This window comes from Leclercia sp. UBA7405, from assembly GCF_037152215.1.
Lineage (GTDB): Bacteria > Pseudomonadota > Gammaproteobacteria > Enterobacterales > Enterobacteriaceae > Enterobacter > Enterobacter pneumoniae.
Map to the genome: position 1 here is coordinate 2345820 of NZ_JBBCMR010000001.1, position 18353 is coordinate 2364172.

Here is an 18353-nt window from a genome sequence, read left to right on the forward strand (position 1 = left end):
GTTTACCAGCGTGGAATGGTGGTCGTCACATCCGCATTCTGCGCGCGCTGGCGCAGGAAGTGATCCATCAGCACGATGGCCAGCATCGCTTCTGCGATCGGCACCGCGCGGATCCCCACACAAGGATCGTGACGCCCTTTGGTGATCATCTCAACTTCTTCGCCAGAGCGGTTAATCGTGTGACCCGGCACGGTGATGCTGGAGGTCGGTTTCAGCGCAATATTGGCCACAATGTGCTGACCGCTGCTGATACCACCCAGAATGCCGCCCGCATGATTGCTCTGGAAGCCCTCTTTGGTAATTTCATCGCGATTCTGGCTACCGCGCAGCGCCACAACGCCGAAACCGTCGCCAATCTCCACCCCTTTCACGGCGTTGATGCTCATCATCGCGTGGGCGATATCAGCATCCAGGCGGTCGAAGACCGGTTCACCCCAGCCCGCAGGAACGCCCTCCGCCACAACCGTGACTTTGGCACCGATGGAGTCGCCCTCTTTTTTCAGGCCACGCATCAGTTCGTCCAGCGCCTCAAGTTTATCGGCATCGGCGCAGAAGAAGGGGTTTTGTTCGACCTGATCCCAGTCTTTGATGGCCAGCGGAATGTCGCCCATCTGGGTCAGGCAGCCGCGGATCACAATGCCAAATTTCTGGGCCAGATATTTCTTGGCAATCGCCCCTGCCGCCACGCGCATCGCTGTCTCACGCGCGGAAGAGCGTCCGCCGCCGCGATAGTCGCGAAAACCGTATTTTTGTTCGTAGGTGTAATCGGCATGGCCCGGACGGAACACATCTTTAATGGCGCCGTAATCCTGCGAGCGCTGGTCAGTGTTTTCAATCAGCAGACCAATGCTGGTGCCGGTTGTGCGGCCTTCGAAAACGCCGGAAAGGATCTTGACGCTGTCCGGCTCGCGACGCTGCGTGGTGTAGCGCGAGGTGCCCGGACGACGGCGGTCGAGGTCGTGCTGTAAATCCGCTTCTGTCAGTTCGATGCCTGGCGGCACGCCATCAACGATACAGCCCAGCGCCAGCCCGTGTGACTCACCGAACGTGGTCACGCGGAATAATTGTCCAATACTGTTTCCTGCCATCACGGCTCCGTTGTCGTTGTTCTGTATTTGAGCGTTGTGAAACGGGCCGAAGCCCGCTGGATTAATCTTTGTAGATGCTGAAGTATTCACGCGCTGCGATCAGCTGCGCTTTGGTCAGCATAAAGACGCCGTCGCCACCGTTGTCAAATTCGAGCCAGGTGAACGGCACATCCGGGTACTGCTCTATCAGATGTACCATGCTGTTGCCCACTTCACAAATCAGAACGCCGTCGTCGGTCAGGTACTCTGGCGCGCAGGCCAGAATGCGGCGGGTCAGTTTCAGGCCGTCGCTACCGGAGGCAAGACCCAGCTCTGGTTCGTGGCGATACTCGTTTGGCAGATCGGACATATCTTCCGCATCGACGTACGGCGGGTTGGTGACAATCAGATCATATTGCAGCTTCGGCAAATCGCGGAACAGATCGGAGCGGATCGGCGTAACGTGATGGATCAGGCCATGCTCTTCGATGTTATGTTCCGTCACCGCCAGCGCGTCGGAAGAGATATCGACCGCATCCACCTCCGCTTCCGGGAAGGCGTAAGCACAGGCAATGGCTATACAGCCGCTACCGGTGCACATATCCAGAATATGTTCAGGCTGATGGTCGATAAGGCCAGAGAACTGATTGTTAATCAGCTCACCAATAGGCGAACGCGGAACCAGCACGCGCTCATCAACGTAGAATTCGTGGCCGCAGAACCAGGCTTTATTGGTGAGGTAGGCTACCGGAATACGCTCGTTCACACGGCGAATGACGCGCTCAACGATACGGTGTTTCTCGCTGGAGGTCAGGCGCGCAGTGCGCATATCTTCCGGGATATCCAGTGGCAGATAGAGCGACGGCAGAACTAACTGCACCGCTTCGTCCCACGGGTTATCAGTACCGTGACCATACCAGATGTTGGCGGCGCTGAAGCGGCTAACCGACCAACGCAACATGTCCTGAATGGTATGCAGCTCATTCACTGCTTCATCGACAAATATTTTATCCACTTTTCCCTCCAGGGCATGCTCGCTAATTTTTCGGCGGCTAGTTTGCCATGAAGACGGCGATAAATCAGCATTGTCAGCAACGGCTGGCGTTTAAAAAATGCGTTTTGCGGGGCGGGGAGTCAGGTACACTGTGGCAAACAGAAGATGAGACGACCAAATGAAAAAGAAAACATCGCTCAGCGAGGAGGATCAAACGCTGTTTCGTCAGCTCATGACCGGCACGCGTAAAATTAAGCAGGACACCTTTGTCCACCGCCCGCAGCGTAAAAAAATCACCGAGCTACCGGTAAAACGCCTGATCTCAGAACAGGCCGATGCCAGCCACTATTTCTCGGATGAATTTCAGCCGCTGCTGAATACGGAAGGGGCGATGAAGTATGTGCGCCCGGATGTGAGCCACTTCGAGCTGAAGAAATTGCGTCGGGGAGATTATTCGCCGGAGTTATTTCTCGATCTGCACGGATTAACCCAGATGCAGGCCAAACAGGAGCTGGGCGCATTGATCGCCGCCTGCCGTCGGGAGCATGTTTTCTGCGCCTGCGTGATGCACGGCCACGGAAAGCATATTCTTAAACAGCAAACCCCGCTCTGGCTTGCCCAGCATCCGCATATTATGGCTTTTCATCAGGCACCCAAAGAGTACGGTGGAGATGCCGCATTACTGGTGCTGATTGAGGTGGAAGAGTGGCAGCCGCCTGAGCTGCCCTGACAGAAAGGCGGGTGCTAAGCGCCCCGCCTTAATGACATTGTCGTCAGATGGCTTTGGCCATCTTTAGATTGCAAGGGCCGATCTGCCAGTTAAATACCCCTTTACCCGACTCATCGAGGGTGACATTCGCTATCCCTGAGGTGCTGAACATCGGCGGCGTTTCGCCCGGGCAGAGTTCAGAAACCAGATAACCAACCAGTGGCAGGTGGGAGATGATCAGCGCCGAGGCGACACCTTCATTGCACAGGGCCTGAAGATAGGCACTGACCAGACCGACATCGCCGCCCGGAGTAAGCTCAGGCAGAACATCGACCTCTTTTGGCAGGTTCATACACTCCCCTACCACATCCAGCGTCTGTTCAGCTCGCAGATACGGGCTCACCAGGACACGTTCAATATCCACTTTTTGCCCTTTCAGCCAGGTAGCCATCTGACGGGATTCGTCACAGCCGCAAGGTGTAAGAGGACGGACAGAGTCACTGGCGGCTTCAAGAGCCGCGTCGCCGTGACGCATGATAAAAACTTGCATATTGCACCGCTTTTGTTGACCAGGATCATCGGCGTTCACAACCTGCAAAAATTGCAGGGTAGCAAACCCAATGGCCGGGCATTGTGCCTGATCCCATCGTTGAATGAAACGCCGTTTTTTACCTCATCGGCGTAATTATAGTCAATGCCCGTTTACAATTTGGACAGAGACCCTTCATTCAACGAAGGATTTACTCTTCTTTGACCTTAACTTACAAGATCAGTTTCTTTTGCTGGCCAGAATTTCAGCCCCTGCGCGGCTATCTGCAATAGTGCGTCGCACGGTGCGAACCGTGGGCCATATTGCGCAGCCAGACGCTGCAACGTTGCAACCACTTCACCCGCTCCCAGCGTATCCATATACCTGAACGGGCCACCCAGGAAAGGTGGAAAACCGATACCAAACACCGCACCGATATCGCCATCCCGGGCGTTTTTGATCACACCCTCGTCAAAGCAGCGTGCCGCTTCGTTAAGCATCATCATTACGCAGCGTTCTACGCACTGCGCTGCGGAGAGTTTGCTCTGCCCCTGTGACCTAATAAGCCCATAAATCGCTGGGTCAACTTGCTTCTTGCTTTTACGCCCTTTTGCAGCGTAAAGATAGAAACCACGGCCATTTTTTCTGCCTTTGCGATCGTCATTCAAAATCGCTGCAACGATGTTTGCAGGGGCAGCAAATCGTTCACCGTAAGCACTTTCCAGTACAGGAATAATTTTAGTTCCGGTATCAATTCCTACCTCATCCAAAAGTTGGATTGGGCCGACGGGGAAACCAAATTTCACCAGTGCGTCGTCGATATGCTCGACCTTTTCCCCTTCGGTGAGTAGACGCATCGCCTCATTAATATAGGGAGCAAGAATACGGTTCACATAGAAACCGGCTTTATCCGCCACCACGATCGGCGTTTTTCCCTGCTTTTTCGCCAGACTGACGATAGTTGCCACGGTTTGCGGACTGGTCGCAGCGTGTGGAATCACCTCCACCAGCGGCATTTTTTCAACCGGACTAAAGAAATGGAGCCCAATCACTTGCTCCGGCCGCGCAGCAAGGGCGGCAATATCACTAATCGGCAGCGAAGAGGTATTTGACGCAAAAATCGTGTGCGGCGCGCAGTGCGCTTCAACTTCTGCCACCATCTGCTGTTTAAGAGCCAGATCTTCAAACACCGCCTCGATCACCACATCCCGGTGATGAAATCCGCTGTAGTCCGTGGTACCGGAGATCATTCCCAGGGTTTTATCGCGCTCGCTGGCTTTGATATGGCGCCGTTTGACCTTGTTATCAAGCTGCTGCCAACTGTGCTGCAGCGCATGATTTATCCCTTTTGGATTGATGTCTTTAATACGTACTGGCACTCTGGCCTTGCTGGCGCTGACAAAAGCAATTCCCCCTCCCATCAGTCCGCCTCCCAGCACGCCAACTGCATTGAGCGGACCAGGTTGAGCCTCGCTGCCGGGATCTTTTTTCAGATCAGTACTGGCAAAAAAGAGACTGCGTAACGCCTGCGATTCGGGGGTCATCGCCAGTTCACCAAAGGCTTTCGCTTCAGCGGCATAACCGCTGCTGCTGCCCTGAGCAAGACCGGTCTCCACCACCTCGAGAATGCGTTTTGCCGCCGGGTAGTTTCCTTTGGTCTTCTGCTCGGTTTTTTTACCCACCATACTGAAGAGCAAGGTGCGCCCCAGCGGCCCGGCCAGCACACGCTCGCGCACGGGCAGAAGGCGACGGGTCGTACGCCCCTGCAGGGCGCGCTCGACGGCCGCCTCAAGCAGAATGGAGTGCGGTACCACTTCATCCACCAGCCCCGCCTTCAGCGCCTGGCGCGGACGCAGTTGCTTGCCGGTGAGGATCATCTCCAGGGCCGTGCTGACACCCACCAGACGCGGCAGACGCTGCGTGCCGCCAGAGCCGGGAAGCAGGCCGAGCTGAACTTCCGGTAAACCGAGTACCGTTTTGTTGTCGTCAGTGCAGACGCGCCCATGACATGCCAGCGCCAGCTCAAGCCCACCGCCGAGACAGGCGCCGTGGATCGCGGCGATCGCCGGGATCGACAAGGCATGGATCTCGGCCATGATCTGCTGTCCCTGGCGGGCCAGATCTTCGGCAGCCTGTGCGTCAGGCGCACTGGCAATCATGTTGATATCGGCGCCGGCAATAAAGTTGTCGGGTTTTGCAGAAATGAACACCAGGCCGCGCAGCGCTTTGTTTTCACGCACCTGTTTGAGGATGGCACGCACCTGCGCGCCAAATTCGGCTTTCAGGGTATTCATCTTTTCGCCGGGGGCGTCGATGGTCACTACCGCCACGTTATCCAGCCGTACATGTAGGGTAAATGCTGTCATGTTATCCATTATTCCGCCTCCAGAACCATGGCTGCACCCAAACCACCCGCCGCGCAGGCGGTGACGAGGCCAAATCCACCACCGCGACGGCGCAGCTCGTGCAGCGTCTGGGTAATCATGCGCGCCCCGGTTGCCGCGAAGGGATGTCCGTAGGCAATAGATCCACCCAGCACGTTGAATTTGCTCTCATCAACCTCGCCGGTGGCATGAGAGCGGCCCAGTACATCACGGGCGAATCGTTCGCTGGCAAGCAATTGCAGATTCGCCAGCGTCTGGGCGGCAAACGCTTCGTGCATATCAATAAGGGTAAGATCGCCGAGGGTAAGACCCGCTCGCTCCAGCGCCAGTGGCGTGGACCAGGCAGGGCCCAGCAGCATGTCTTGCCAGACATCAATGGCGGTAAAGGCGTAGCTGCGCAGGTAGCCGAGCGGCGTGAGCCCCAGCTCTTTGGCACGAGATTCGGTCATCAGGATCACGGCGGCGGCACCATCGGTGAGCGGCGTGCTGTTTGCGGCCGTTACGGTGCCATGTTTACGGTCAAAAGCCGGGCGCAGTTTGGCATAATCGGCAAGCGTTGATTGACCACGAATGTTGTTGTCTTCACTTAGCGGCTCACGGTATGGCGGGGTGTATGCCGTCATGACCTCCTGAGCCAGCTTTCCCTCCGCCCAGGCTTGCGCTGCGCGCTGATGGGAGCGATGAGCCAGCATATCCTGTTGCTCGCGGGTGATACCGTAGGTTTTTGCCATCTGTTCGGCGGTGTCGCCCATCCGCAGACCCGTGGAGTACTCGGCAACCGCAGGGGGCACCGGAAGCAGATCGCGCAGACGCAGCCGTGAGAAGAGTTTTAAACGTTGCCCCAGGGTCCGGGCTTTGTTGACGTCTACCAGCACCCGGGCCAGCGTTTTACTCACCCCAATGGGGAGCACAGACGAGGAGTCAGCGCCGCCGGCAATACCGGCGCGAATGGTGCCCGCCATCAGGCTTTCGGCAACGTTAGCCACCGCCTGGAAGCTGGTGGCGCAGGCGCGGCTGACGCTGTAAGCATCGGTATGTACGTTCATACCCGTGCCCAGCACAATTTCACGCGCGATGTTTGGCGCTTCCGGCATTTGCACAACCTGGCCAAAGACCAGCTGTTCAATCACCTCGGGAGGTATTTCGCTGCGGGCAAGCATCTCCCCCACGACCATTTTTCCCAGATCGACAGCCGGTATCCCGTGAAACGCCGTTGCCTGGCGGGCAAAGGGGGTTCGTAATCCGCTGACAATGGCAATGCGATCGCCCTGACGGGTGATTAGCGGTAATGCCTGACTCATAACACTCCCCTGTAATGACAAAATTAAGCGCAAAGTGGTCTGACCTGATAACAGTCTTAACCAAATTTTTACATAAGCCAATCAGGAGGAAGAAAAATTGCGAGCGGTAACACAGAGAGGGGGAGAAAACGCCTCTGGAATCAGAGGCGTTGATGCGATTCTTAACGCAGCCCAAGCTGGAAAATCAGCGTTTCAGCTTCACAGGCAAAGACAAAATCGATATCCAGCTGTACGCCACCTTCGACCTCTTTGAAGGTAGGGATGATCTGGCAAGGATCGGACTCCACGCCGCGCGCACGTTCTGTTAATGCGGCAAGGGTCTCTTCAGCCTCGGCACGGGTGTCGAACACACGGCTGTATGAGGCGGTGCAATCGGAGTTGTCCATGATGGTGCCAACATCCATACAGCAGCAAACCGGGGTTTCATCAGCACTGCATTTACTCATAGTCGCTTTCCTCTCTTTTCGCGCAGGGCGCGAGCTAAACACGATGCTGATATTTTACTCCCCGGGGAATCCGCTCTCCAGTCGTTAATGGCGTAAAGCGCGACCCCGGCGCTTTATCCCACTTAAAAATGATCTAAAACAAAAATCACCCATTCGGAGGAGTCCGATGGGCGGCAAAATTGCCAGCCAGATCCCGTTTCGAAAAACATGTTGTGCGAAATTAATAAACATACTTGCAACATTCCATCTGGTCAGACCTATACTCTCGCCACTGGTCTGATTTCTAAGTGTTACCTCAGACCCTACACTTCGCGCTCCTGTTACTCTATGTAACAAAAATTGCATAAAAATAACTCAATGAGGTTATGGTCATGAGCCAGAAAACCCTGTTTAAAAAAACTGCGTTAGCAGTCGCAGTGGCAATCGTCTCCACCTCCGCCTGGTCAGCGGGCTTCCAGCTTAACGAATTCTCTTCCTCGGGCCTTGGCCGTGCCTATTCCGGGGAAGGTGCAATCGCTGACGACGCAGGTAACGTGAGCCGTAACCCGGCTCTGATTACCCTGTTCGACCGTCCGACCTTCTCGATCGGTGCCGTTTATATCGATCCGGATGTTGACGTAAAAGGTAACTCAGCCCTGACGGGCAGTGCCAACCAGGACAATATTGCCCCGGTAGCCTGGGTGCCGAATATGCACTTCGTTATGCCAATCAATGAACAGTTTGGCTGGGGCGCATCCGTAACCTCTAACTATGGTCTGGCAACCGAATTTAATAATAATTATGGTGCCGGGATTTACGGCGGTAAAACCGATCTGACTACCGTTAACCTGAATCTGAGCGGCGCCTATCGTCTGAATAATAGCTGGAGCTTCGGTCTTGGTTTCGATGCCGTTTACGCGAAGGCCAAAATTGAACGCTACGCAGGTTCCCTGGGTCCACTGCTGGCTGGCGGCCTGCAGCAGCAGGGTGTCCCTTCCCAGCTGGTTGACGGTATCAACTCTCCGGACGATCAGATTGCTCACCTGAAAGGGGATGAGTGGGGCTATGGCTGGAACGCCGGTATCCTCTATGAGCTGGATAAAAACAACCGTTGGGGCCTGACCTATCGCTCTGAAGTGAAAATCGACTTCGACGGCGACTACAAGAGTTCTATCAATCCGGCGTTAAGCTCAATCTTCGCCAGCATGGGGATGACTCAGCTGCCAGCGGGCACCGGCGGCAGAACCGTTAACGGCTCCCTGACCCTGAATCTTCCGGAAATGTGGGAAGTTTCGGGTTATAACCGCGTTGCGCCGCAATGGGCGATTCACTACAGCCTGGCATACACCAGTTGGAGTCAGTTCCAGGAGCTGAAGGCGAAAGGCGACAATGGCCAGGTGCTGTTCCAGAAGGACGAAGGCTTTAAAGATGCGTATCGTATCGCGCTGGGTACCACTTATTATTACGATAAAAACTGGACCTTCCGCACCGGTATTGCCTTCGATGACAGCCCGGTTCCGGCTGACAAACGCTCTATCTCCATTCCGGACCAGGATCGTCTGTGGCTGAGTGCCGGTATGACGTATGCCTTCAACGATGATGCCTCTATCGACGTCGGTGCATCTTATATGCACGGCCAGAAAGTGAGCTTCACCGAAGGTGAAGGCGCTGCGGCTTACGACTTTAAATCTGAAGGGAAAGCCTGGCTGTTCGGTACGAACTTTAACTACGCGTTCTGATTTCGCGCAAGCAGTAAAAAAGGTGAGCTTAGCTCACCTTTTTTTTATTCCGCATCAATCTCGGATAGGTTGTTCTCGATCGCCTTGGCGTTCGGGTTCTCTTCCGGCTTCAACTTACCGCCGCTGGCAATAAAGTCGTGATTCTGGAAGTACGCCTCACGTACCAGAATGTACGGATCGGAAGACTGACGCAGCAGCCCATCGGAATCCAGCAGCTGCGCGCGGCTTTCAACACCTTCAAGGGTCCACTTACCGATAGAGAGTGGCCAGGTAAGCCAGGAGAGCACTGGGTAAAGGGTATCGACCATATCACCGCCATCCTCACGCAGCGTAAAGCTGCCATAGAATGGCAAATGGACGTACGGGCCGTAACCCACATCGTAATGCCCAAGCGTACTACCGAAACGGTGCGGCTGTTCACGCTGCAGTTTAGGATTAGCCATCCCCGCCACGTCAATAAAGCCCCCCATCCCCAGCAAGGTATTCAGGAAGAAGCGGGTGAAATGCACCATGCCCTGATAGGGATCGCCCTGCAGGAAATAGTTCGCCATCACGGCAGGCTCTTCAAGGTTGCTGGTGAAGTTGCTCAGACCGTTACGGGCCGGCTGAGGGACGTAATCACGCCAGGCGACCGCCACGGGACGGACGACATAAGGATCCAGCACGTTGTAGTTGAAGCTGTACATAGAGCGGTTAAACCCTTCGAACGGGTCCGAGCGCCCCTGCTGCTCTCCGGAACTGGCACACCCCACTAGCAAAGTCGTGCCCAGCGCAAGCGCCGATAGCCGAAGTTTCATAGGTTTCTCCCTGTTAAGTATGGCCATCGTTGATTGCCATCCGCAACGAAGCGTTTGCGCTCCGTCTGTAAACATGCAGGTGATTGTATCAGCACGTTTATCGATGTCCACGAACACAATTACGGGCAGGAATCATCATCTTTATGATTTCAGAATAGCCTGGCTTAGCATTTTCGATCGCCGCCGATTTTAACTCTGCTTTAAAGAAGATGTATTGGCTTTATAAGCTTTAGAAGAATTTCGGAGCTTCCCCAAGGGATACGGGCAAAAAGTCGCTACGCTTAATAGATAAGAACCCCGTCAGGAGCAGCGAAATGGATGAATTAAAAGAAGAGAAAATTGATGAGCATACCGAAGATTTGGAAGTCGAAAGTGAAGAGAAAAGTCGGGGCAAAAAAATAGAAGTCGACGAGGAGCATCTTCCGTCTCGGGCGATGGCGATTCATGAGCACATTCGCCAGGATGGTGAAAAAGAGATGGAACGCGATGCGATGGCCCTCTTCTGGTCGGCTATCGCCGCGGGGCTATCGATGGGCGCATCTCTGCTGGCGAAAGGGATTTTCCACGTACAGCTTGACGGCGTGCCGGGTGCTTTTCTGCTGGAAAACCTCGGCTACACCTTTGGTTTTATTATCGTCATTATGGCGCGTCAGCAACTCTTTACCGAAAACACCGTCACCGCCGTTCTGCCCGTTATGCAGAGCCCGACATGGAGCAACTTTGGCCTGTTGATGCGGTTGTGGAGCGTGGTACTGCTGGGGAATATCGTCGGGACCGGGATAGCGGCCTGGGCGTTTGAATATATGCCCATTTTTGATGAAGAGACGCGAGATGCTTTTGTCAAAATTGGTATGGACGTGATGAAGAATACTCCGCTGGAGATGTTCTCCAACGCGATTATTTCCGGCTGGATCATCGCCACCATGGTGTGGATGTTTCCCTCTGCCGGCTCGGCGAAAATCGTGGTCATTATACTGATGACCTGGCTAATTGCGCTGGCCGATACGACGCATATCGTGGTTGGCGCCGTTGAAATTCTCTACCTGGTTTTCAACGGGACAATCCCCTGGACGGAATTTTTCTGGCCATTCGCTCTGCCAACCCTGGCGGGAAATATCTGCGGCGGCACCTTTATTTTTGCTCTGCTGAGCCATGCGCAAATCCGTAACGACATGTCAAATAAACGCAAAGCCGAGGCCAAAGCGAAGGAACAGGAGTTGCAGGAAAGCCGGAAAGACGCAAAAAAATCAACCTGAATGGCGACTCTTTAAGCAGTCGGGCGGCCACGCGCTTAACGCAAAGTGTAAATGACGTTATACTCGTGCCGCCTCGTCCCCTTAGTTAAATGGATATAACGAGCCCCTCCTAAGGGCTAGTTGCAGGTTCGATTCCTGCAGGGGACACCATTAAAGCACACCGCTTACGCCTCTCCCACTTACCGAAACTTCTCATTCGCTGATGCAAAGTACAGCGATACGCATAACGACGCGCCGGAGCTTTAGAGAATCGCTCTGTTCGTTGATCGCGTTCGCAAAACAGTTTCGCTCGCTGCTTTTTTAAACGATCCCGACGAAAAGCAAGCTTCTTTTTACCCGTTTTTATCGTATAAAAAGCACACTGCGCAGACCTCTTTGAGATTATCTTTTTCCGTACTATAAGTAGTGTTAGTCACGTACAGTGCAAGGGTGCTACATTACGCCGCCGCCTGGTGTGCTTCAGTCGCGTCGGGGTTAATTTCCGAATTATTCAGATACCACCCATTGGTCTCTGTCTCTAAAAGCATTATGGTGTAACGTGATAATAGCGTTACCAATATCCCCTCCATAAAGGTTGTTTTATCTTGTCGCAAAGCAAATTCAAACGCTCACTTCTGCATCCTCGTTACTGGGTAACGTGGTTTGGTCTGGGTGTTTTGTGGCTGCTCGTGCAGCTCCCCTACCCTGCGATACGTTGGCTTGGCACCCGACTGGGTAGCCTGTCACGACGTTTTCTGAAACGTCGCGAGAAGATTGCACGCAGAAATCTGGAGCTCTGTTTCCCATCGTTATCTGAAAACGAGCGTGAACAGATGATCGCCGAAAATTTTAAAGCCATCGGCATGGCTTTGCTGGAGACCGGCATGGCCTGGTTCTGGCCTGACTGGCGAGTACGTAAATGGTTTGACGTTGAAGGCCTTGAGCATTTGCAGCATGCTCTGGCCAAAAATCGTGGCGTGATGGTCATCGGCGTGCACTTTATGTCGCTGGAACTCGGTGGCCGGGTCATGGGTTTATGCCAGCCGATGATGGCGACCTACCGTCAACATAATAGCCCCCTGATGGAGTGGGTTCAGACCCGCGGGCGTATGCGCTCGAATAAGGCGATGATTAACCGTAATAACCTGCGTGGCCTGGTGAGCGCCCTGAAGAAAGGCGAAGCGGTCTGGTTTGCACCGGATCAGGATTATGGGCGTAAAGGCAGTAACTTTGCCCCCTTCTTTGCGGTGAAGGATGTCGCGACCACTAACGGCACCTTTGTGATTTCTCGCCTGTCAAAAGCGGCCATGCTCACCGTCACCATGATCCGTAAAAAGGATAACTCTGGCTATCGTCTGTTTATCACACCGGTGATGGAAAACTATCCGGAAGATGAGAGTGAAGCCGCCAGCTATATCAATAAGATCATTGAGCGCGAAATCATGCGTGCTCCCGAACAGTATTTATGGGTGCATCGCCGCTTTAAAACCCGCCCTGAAGGCGAAACGTCCCTCTATTTATAATGCTGACGTCAGGTTAGTTTCACTAAGAAACTAACCTTTTCAGACATCTGCATCTTCGCCATTACCGTTTCGTTTTTGACTTCGCTCAAGTGAAATTTATTACCCGGCGAAATTAAACTGTCGCCGTTCCACGACACTCCTAAGTAACGGAAATCATTTAAAAAAATCTCACTTGTCACCCCTGATTTTTAAGCGTACATTAACGCCGTCTGGCAATGGGATGCCATAGAATTCTGAGCTGGTGTTGGGTCTATTACGGGGATAATTCTTATTTCCGCTTTGCCCTGACTTCACCTCTCTATACTCAGTTGGACTCTGTTTTTAAGGCGTGTCAGTGGATGCGCGGAGCGATGAACGTGAAATATTTCTTTATGGGTATGTCGGTGATTGTTTTAGTCTGGGCCGGTACCTTTGCCCTGATGATCTGAGCGAAGAACATGCAGTCAAAAAAGCAGGCGCCGTTGGCGCCTGTTTTTTTTGGGATGGTTAACCCGCCTGTTCCGTCGTATTTTTTGTGGCAGCCGGTAATAGCCCATCGGCGCGGAACATGCCTTTAATGCCCCTCACCGCCTGGCGGATACGGTCGCTGTTTTCGATGAGCGCAAAGCGGACATGGGTGTCACCGTAATCGCCGAAGCCAATACCCGGGGACACACACACTTTGGCGTCCTGCAGCAGCTTTTTAGCAAACTCCAGCGATCCCATCGCCGCGTAGGGTTCAGGGATTTTTGCCCAGACGTACATAGACGCTTTTGGCATCTCAACCATCCAGCCTGCTTCGTGCAGCCCCTTCACCAGTACATCGCGGCGACGTTTATATTGTGCGGCAATGTCGCGTACACACTGCTGATCCCCCTCCAGCGCAGCGATGGCCGCAACCTGTAATGGGGTGAAGGTGCCGTAGTCGTGGTAGCTTTTAATACGCGCGAGCGCATTGACCAGCGTTTTATTACCTACCATAAATCCGATACGCCAGCCGGCCATATTGTAGCTTTTCGACAGCGTAAAGAACTCGACGGCCACGTCGCGAGCACCGGGTACCTGCATGATGGAAGGCGCTTTCCAGCCGTCATAGACGATATCGGCGTAGGCCAGATCATGCACCACCAGCACATCGTAGCGCTTCGCCAGCGCAACGACCTTCTCAAAAAACTCGAGCTCAACGCACTGCGCGGTTGGGTTAGAGGGGAAACCGAGAATCATCATCTTCGGCTTGGGATAGCTTTCGCGAATCGCGCGCTCCAGCTCATTGAAAAAGTCGACGCCTTCTACCAGCGGCACTGAGCGTACCTGCGCGCCGGCGATGACCGCACCGTAAATGTGGATAGGGTAGCTTGGGTTTGGCACCAGCACCGTATCCCCGTGATCCAGCGTTGCCAGCATCAGGTGCGCCAGCCCCTCTTTAGAGCCGATAGTGACGATAGCTTCGCTTTCAGGGTCAATGTCAACGTTATAACGATCCTGATACCAGCGGGAGATAGCGCGGCGCAGGCGAGGAATACCGCGAGAGGTCGAGTAACCGTGCGTATCCGGGCGTTGCGCTACGGTGCACAGTTTTTCAACGATATGGGGCGGGGTCGCACCGTCCGGGTTACCCATACTGAAATCGATAATGTCTTCGCCGCGCCGACGCGCAGCCATTTTCAGCTCAGCAGTGATGTTAAAAACATAAGGGGGGAGACGATCAATACGCGTAAAGCGGCGTTCAGGACTGGAGTCAGCCATAGATTCCTCGATTAACGTGAGCGCCCGGACCGTCCGAGCGACGCTGCCACGTGTGTGGCATGTAGAGAAAATAGCCTGAAAAAAAACAGCTTGTCGAGAGGCTGAGTGAAAAAAGTAGTCCGCCAGAAAACGGGAACAGTGCCAGAGAGAAAACAGGAACTAAAACGACCGCAAGTTCTTGAAACATGCTTTTTTGTTAACATGATGATATCAAACATTTTACCCTCAGGTTTAAACGTCCCTCTCTTTGGCGAAGCAGCCTCCCTTTACGCCCTATCCCCTTTGGATTGCATGGACTTTCCTCATTTGATAATTCTGAGTGATGGCTGGTCATTCGGCGTCAGGTTTTTTATTATGCCTTTTTCCCCGTCTTGCAGGTTTTCTCGTGCACGAAATATTCAATATGCTGCTGGCGGTCTTTGATCGTGCGGCATTGATGCTGATTTGCCTTTTCTTTCTAATCCGCATCCGCCTGTTCCGCGAACTGCTCCATAAGTCGGCGCACTCGCCGAAGGAGTTGCTGGCCGTTACCGCCATCTTTTCGATGTTTGCGCTGTTCAGTACCTGGTCCGGCGTACCGGTAGAGGGGTCGCTGGTCAATGTGCGCATTATTGCGGTGATGTCCGGCGGCATCCTGTTTGGCCCCTGGGTGGGCATTATTACCGGTCTCATCGCCGGGGTGCACCGCTATCTGATTGATATCGGAGGGGTCACGGCGATCCCCTGCTTTATCACCAGCATTATTGCCGGCATCCTGTCGGGATGGATCAACCGCAAAGTCCCGAAAAAACAGCACTGGAAAGTTGGCATCCTGGCAGGGATGGCTTGCGAAACCCTGACCATGATCCTGGTGGTTGTCTGGGCACCTACCATTGCACTGGGCCTGGATATCGTGTCGAAAATCGGTGTGCCGATGATCCTCGGCAGCGTCTGCGTTGGCTTTATTGTGCTGCTGGTACAGAGCGTGGAAGGGGAAAAAGAGGCCAGCGCCGCCCGCCAGGCCAAGCTGGCTCTGGATATTGCCAACAAAACGCTACCGCTGTTTCGCCATATCAACGCCGAATCTCTGCGTCAGGTGTGCGACATCATCCGCCGCGATATTCATGCGGATGCCGTTGCCATTACCAATATTGACCGCGTGCTGGCCTATGTGGGTGTCGGGGAAGATAACTATCGCGACAATGACGACAACGTGAGCCCGACTACGCGTCAGGCCATCAACTACGGCAAGATCATCATCAAAAATAACGATGAGGCCTACCGTACGCCGGAAATTCACTCGATGCTGGTGATCCCCTTATGGGAAAAAGGGGTGGTCACCGGCACGCTGAAAATTTACTACTGCCACGCGCACCAGATCACCTCCTCGCTCCAGGAGATGGCCGTGGGGTTATCGCAAATTATCTCTACACAACTGGAAGTCTCCCGCGCCGAGCAGCTACGTGAAATGGCCAATAAGGCTGAACTGCGTGCGTTACAGAGTAAGATTAACCCTCACTTTCTGTTTAACGCACTGAATGCCATCTCCTCTTCGATCCGCCTTAATCCGGATACGGCGCGCCAGCTGATTTTTAATTTATCCCGCTATTTGCGCTACAACATTGAGCTGAAAGACGATGAGCAGATCGATATCAAAAAAGAGCTGTATCAGATTAAAGATTACATCGCGATTGAGCAGGCTCGCTTCGGCGATAAATTGACGGTGATATACGACATTGATGAAGAGGTAAACTGTGTAATTCCCAGCCTGCTGATCCAGCCGCTGGTGGAAAACGCGATTGTGCATGGCATCCAGCCCTGCAAAGGGAAAGGAGTGGTCACCATCAGTATTGCCGAGTGCGGTAATCGGGTGCGCGTATCGGTGCGGGACACCGGACACGGTATCGATCCGAAGGTGGTTGAGCGGGTTGAAGCGAACGAAATGCCCGGCAACAAAATTGGCCTGCTTAACGTGCATCACCGGGTGAAACTCCTCTACGGAGAGGGGCTACACATCCGCCGCCTTGAACCGGGCACCGAGATCGCGTTTTATGTCCCTAATGAACGCTCAGCCGTTCATGCCCAGACGCTGTTATTACCTTAGTCCGGAGTTAGCATGAAAGTCATCATTGTGGAAGATGAGATACTCGCCCAGCAGGAGCTAAGCTGGCTCATTAAAGCGCATAGTCAGATGGAGATCGTCGGGACCTTTGACGACGGGCTGGACGTTTTAAAATTCCTGCAACATAACCGGGTCGATGCCATTTTTCTCGACATTAACATCCCGTCGCTGGATGGCGTATTGCTGGCACAAAACATCAGCCAGTTTGCCAGCAAGCCCTACATTGTGTTTGTCACGGCCTGGAAGGAGCATGCGGTTGAGGCCTTCGAACTGGAAGCGTTTGACTATATTCTGAAGCCTTACCAGGAGTCGCGTATCGTCAGCATGCTGCAAAAGCTGGAGCAGGCCTGGGCACAACAGCAATCGGGCAGCGGGCAGAGCGTTGCCTCCCCTGCCCCGCGTGAAAATGACACCATCAATCTGATCAAGGACGAACGCATCATCGTGACGCCGATGGACGATATCTACTATGCGGAAGCCCATGAAAAGATGACCTTTGTCTACACGCGGCGCGACTCCTTTGTCATGCCAATGAACATTACCGAGTTTTGTAGCAAGCTGCCGGCCAGTCGCTTTTTCCGCTGCCATCGCTCATTTTGTGTCAATCTGAACAAGATCCGCGAGATTGAGCCCTGGTTTAACAATACCTATATTTTGCGTCTGAAAGATCTCGATTTTCAGGTGCCGGTCAGCCGTAGCAAGGTGAAAGAGTTTCGCCAGCTTATGCACTTGTAGGGGAGATGCCCCGGTGACCTGACAGCCACCGGGAGAGGACGTTACAGTACCTGACCCAGCGTCTGGCGCAGATGGGCGCCCGCCCCCAGCAGACCGGGGTTATCGTGGACGATCAGGAACACAGGGATATCCTGTACGTAAGCTTTGAAGCGACCTTTATCTTCAAAGCCGCCACGGAAGCCGGACGCTTTAAAGAATTCCAGAAAACGCGGTACGATGCCGCCAGCGATGTACACCCCGCCAAAGGTGCCAAGATTCAACGCCAGGTTACCGCCGAAACGCCCCATAATGACGCAGAACAGCGACAGCGCCCGACGGCTATCAATACAGGTATCTTCCAGTGCGCGTTGAGTAACATCTTTCGGCTGCAGATTTTCCGGCAGGCGGCCATCTGATTTGACAATCGCACGGTAGAGATTCACCAGCCCAGGCCCCGAGAGGACGCGCTCTGCCGACACGTGGCCAATCTCTGCTCGCAGCTCTTCAAGGATAATGCCCTCTTCTTCGCTGTTCGGCGCGAAATCGACATGGCCCCCTTCGCCCGGAAGGCTTACCCAGCGCTTATCAACGTGCACCAGGTGCGATACCCCTAAGCCGGTGCCTGCGCCATAAACGGCAATCGGTTTGCCTTCTACCGGCTGCGTGCCGCCGAACTGGATAAGATGCTCTGGCGTTAACATCGGGATCGCCATCGATACCGCGGTGAAGTCGTTAATAATTTCCAGATGCGCAAAACCCAGGTTGTTTTTCATCTCTTCGATGGAAAAGGCCCAGGTGTGGTTGGTCATGGCCACCCAGTCACCCGTGATAGGGCAGGCAATGGCGATACAGCCATCCTCGACGCTGACGTTGTGCTCCGTCAGATAGACGCGCACCACGGCTTCCAGGCTGGGATAATCCAGCCCGGAATAGGTCTTCGCGCGGGAAATCTCCCCGTTACTGACATCGCATAATGCCAGACGCGCATTCGTCCCCCCCACATCACCTACCAAAGCATACTTTGTCATTCTTCTACTGCTCCGCTAAAGTCAAAATAACTCTTTGGCACACTCTAAATTCAAGGCACCGTAACAACAACGGCCTGGGTGA

The 18353-nt window shown here is 53.9% G+C and carries 16 protein-coding genes and 1 tRNA gene; 8 read left to right on the plus strand and 9 right to left on the minus strand.

Annotated features, from left to right (window positions below):
• Window positions 1-2: 2 nt before the first annotated feature.
• Window positions 3-1088 (minus strand): chorismate synthase, encoded by a 1086-nt coding sequence (gene aroC, locus WFN75_RS11470; RefSeq protein ID WP_040074620.1) that lies wholly within the window; start codon window positions 1086-1088, stop codon window positions 3-5.
• 61 nt (window positions 1089-1149) lie between these two features.
• On the minus strand, window positions 1150-2082 hold the full coding sequence (gene prmB / locus WFN75_RS11475; protein ID WP_040074619.1) for a 50S ribosomal protein L3 N(5)-glutamine methyltransferase: 933 nt from the start codon (window positions 2080-2082) through the stop codon (window positions 1150-1152).
• A gap of 157 nt (window positions 2083-2239) precedes the next feature.
• On the opposite strand from prmB, the gene smrB reads away from it, so the two are divergent.
• Window positions 2240-2791 carry an endonuclease SmrB gene (gene smrB / locus WFN75_RS11480; protein WP_040074618.1) on the plus strand — a complete coding sequence of 184 codons (552 nt, stop codon included), beginning with the start codon at window positions 2240-2242 and terminating at the stop codon, window positions 2789-2791.
• Between the two features lie 43 nt (window positions 2792-2834).
• Here the strand turns inward: smrB and sixA are convergent, their stop codons facing one another.
• From sixA to WFN75_RS11500, 4 genes are all read right to left on the minus strand, one after another.
• Window positions 2835-3320: a phosphohistidine phosphatase SixA gene (sixA, locus tag WFN75_RS11485; protein ID WP_207292163.1), complete on the minus strand. Its 486-nt coding sequence runs from the start codon at window positions 3318-3320 to the stop codon at window positions 2835-2837.
• A gap of 206 nt (window positions 3321-3526) precedes the next feature.
• Entirely contained in the window at window positions 3527-5674 is a 2148-nt protein-coding gene (gene fadJ / locus WFN75_RS11490) for a fatty acid oxidation complex subunit alpha FadJ (protein WP_336996180.1), read from the minus strand.
• Window positions 5674-6984: an acetyl-CoA C-acyltransferase FadI gene (gene fadI, locus WFN75_RS11495; protein WP_046884664.1), complete on the minus strand. Its 1311-nt coding sequence runs from the start codon at window positions 6982-6984 to the stop codon at window positions 5674-5676. Before fadI ends, fadJ begins: the two co-directional genes overlap by 1 nt.
• A 161-nt stretch (window positions 6985-7145) precedes the next feature.
• On the minus strand, window positions 7146-7430 hold the full coding sequence (locus WFN75_RS11500) for a YfcZ/YiiS family protein (RefSeq protein ID WP_336996181.1): 285 nt from the start codon (window positions 7428-7430) through the stop codon (window positions 7146-7148).
• A gap of 371 nt (window positions 7431-7801) precedes the next feature.
• Here WFN75_RS11500 and fadL point away from each other — a divergent pair, with 371 nt between their 5' ends.
• The gene (fadL, locus tag WFN75_RS11505; protein ID WP_040074613.1) at window positions 7802-9148 is read left to right on the plus strand and encodes a long-chain fatty acid transporter FadL; all 1347 of its coding nucleotides are present in this window, start codon (window positions 7802-7804) and stop codon (window positions 9146-9148) included.
• A 44-nt stretch (window positions 9149-9192) separates the two neighbouring features.
• On the opposite strand, the gene mlaA is transcribed toward fadL, so the two are convergent.
• Window positions 9193-9945 carry a phospholipid-binding lipoprotein MlaA gene (gene mlaA / locus WFN75_RS11510; protein ID WP_046884662.1) on the minus strand — a complete coding sequence of 251 codons (753 nt, stop codon included), beginning with the start codon at window positions 9943-9945 and terminating at the stop codon, window positions 9193-9195.
• Window positions 9946-10259: 314 nt separating this feature from the next.
• Between mlaA and WFN75_RS11515 the strand changes: the two genes are divergently transcribed.
• From WFN75_RS11515 to ypdK, 4 genes are all read left to right on the plus strand, one after another.
• On the plus strand, window positions 10260-11201 hold the full coding sequence (locus WFN75_RS11515) for a formate/nitrite transporter family protein (RefSeq protein ID WP_336996182.1): 942 nt from the start codon (window positions 10260-10262) through the stop codon (window positions 11199-11201).
• Between the two features lie 75 nt (window positions 11202-11276).
• Window positions 11277-11351 (plus strand) — tRNA-Arg (locus WFN75_RS11520).
• Window positions 11352-11782: 431 nt separating this feature from the next.
• The gene (lpxP, locus tag WFN75_RS11525; protein ID WP_154298761.1) at window positions 11783-12703 is read left to right on the plus strand and encodes a kdo(2)-lipid IV(A) palmitoleoyltransferase; all 921 of its coding nucleotides are present in this window, start codon (window positions 11783-11785) and stop codon (window positions 12701-12703) included.
• Window positions 12704-13041: 338 nt separating this feature from the next.
• On the plus strand, window positions 13042-13131 hold the full coding sequence (gene ypdK, locus WFN75_RS11530; RefSeq protein ID WP_207292170.1) for a membrane protein YpdK: 90 nt from the start codon (window positions 13042-13044) through the stop codon (window positions 13129-13131).
• A gap of 58 nt (window positions 13132-13189) precedes the next feature.
• Here ypdK and alaC read toward each other — a convergent pair whose 3' ends face one another.
• Window positions 13190-14428, minus strand: coding sequence for an alanine transaminase (gene alaC / locus WFN75_RS11535; RefSeq protein WP_212478500.1), 1239 nt, complete (start codon window positions 14426-14428; stop codon window positions 13190-13192).
• A 385-nt stretch (window positions 14429-14813) separates the two neighbouring features.
• Here alaC and WFN75_RS11540 point away from each other — a divergent pair, with 385 nt between their 5' ends.
• Both WFN75_RS11540 and WFN75_RS11545 read left to right on the plus strand, forming a co-directional pair.
• On the plus strand, window positions 14814-16511 hold the full coding sequence (locus WFN75_RS11540) for a sensor histidine kinase (protein WP_046884659.1): 1698 nt from the start codon (window positions 14814-14816) through the stop codon (window positions 16509-16511).
• Window positions 16512-16523: 12 nt separating this feature from the next.
• Window positions 16524-17264, plus strand: coding sequence for a LytR/AlgR family response regulator transcription factor (locus tag WFN75_RS11545; RefSeq protein WP_040074607.1), 741 nt, complete (start codon window positions 16524-16526; stop codon window positions 17262-17264).
• Between the two features lie 41 nt (window positions 17265-17305).
• Here WFN75_RS11545 and glk read toward each other — a convergent pair whose 3' ends face one another.
• Window positions 17306-18271 carry a glucokinase gene (gene glk / locus WFN75_RS11550; protein ID WP_040074606.1) on the minus strand — a complete coding sequence of 322 codons (966 nt, stop codon included), beginning with the start codon at window positions 18269-18271 and terminating at the stop codon, window positions 17306-17308.
• Between the last annotated feature and the right edge of the window lie 82 nt (window positions 18272-18353).

Excerpts from the sequence above, each read along its gene's own strand:
- aroC (WP_040074620.1), bottom strand. The coding sequence starts at position 1,088 with ATGGCAGGAAACAGTATTGGACAATTATTCCGCGTGACCACGTTCGGT.
- smrB (WP_040074618.1), top strand. The coding sequence starts at position 2,240 with ATGAAAAAGAAAACATCGCTCAGCGAGGAGGATCAAACGCTGTTTCGT.
- sixA (WP_207292163.1), bottom strand. The coding sequence starts at position 3,320 with ATGCAAGTTTTTATCATGCGTCACGGCGACGCGGCTCTTGAAGCCGCC.
- fadJ (WP_336996180.1), bottom strand. The coding sequence starts at position 5,674 with ATGGATAACATGACAGCATTTACCCTACATGTACGGCTGGATAACGTG.
- fadI (WP_046884664.1), bottom strand. The coding sequence starts at position 6,984 with ATGAGTCAGGCATTACCGCTAATCACCCGTCAGGGCGATCGCATTGCC.
- WFN75_RS11500 (WP_336996181.1), bottom strand. The coding sequence starts at position 7,430 with ATGAGTAAATGCAGTGCTGATGAAACCCCGGTTTGCTGCTGTATGGAT.
- fadL (WP_040074613.1), top strand. The coding sequence starts at position 7,802 with ATGAGCCAGAAAACCCTGTTTAAAAAAACTGCGTTAGCAGTCGCAGTG.
- mlaA (WP_046884662.1), bottom strand. The coding sequence starts at position 9,945 with ATGAAACTTCGGCTATCGGCGCTTGCGCTGGGCACGACTTTGCTAGTG.
- WFN75_RS11515 (WP_336996182.1), top strand. The coding sequence starts at position 10,260 with ATGGATGAATTAAAAGAAGAGAAAATTGATGAGCATACCGAAGATTTG.
- ypdK (WP_207292170.1), top strand. The coding sequence starts at position 13,042 with ATGCGCGGAGCGATGAACGTGAAATATTTCTTTATGGGTATGTCGGTG.
- alaC (WP_212478500.1), bottom strand. The coding sequence starts at position 14,428 with ATGGCTGACTCCAGTCCTGAACGCCGCTTTACGCGTATTGATCGTCTC.
- WFN75_RS11545 (WP_040074607.1), top strand. The coding sequence starts at position 16,524 with ATGAAAGTCATCATTGTGGAAGATGAGATACTCGCCCAGCAGGAGCTA.
- glk (WP_040074606.1), bottom strand. The coding sequence starts at position 18,271 with ATGACAAAGTATGCTTTGGTAGGTGATGTGGGGGGGACGAATGCGCGT.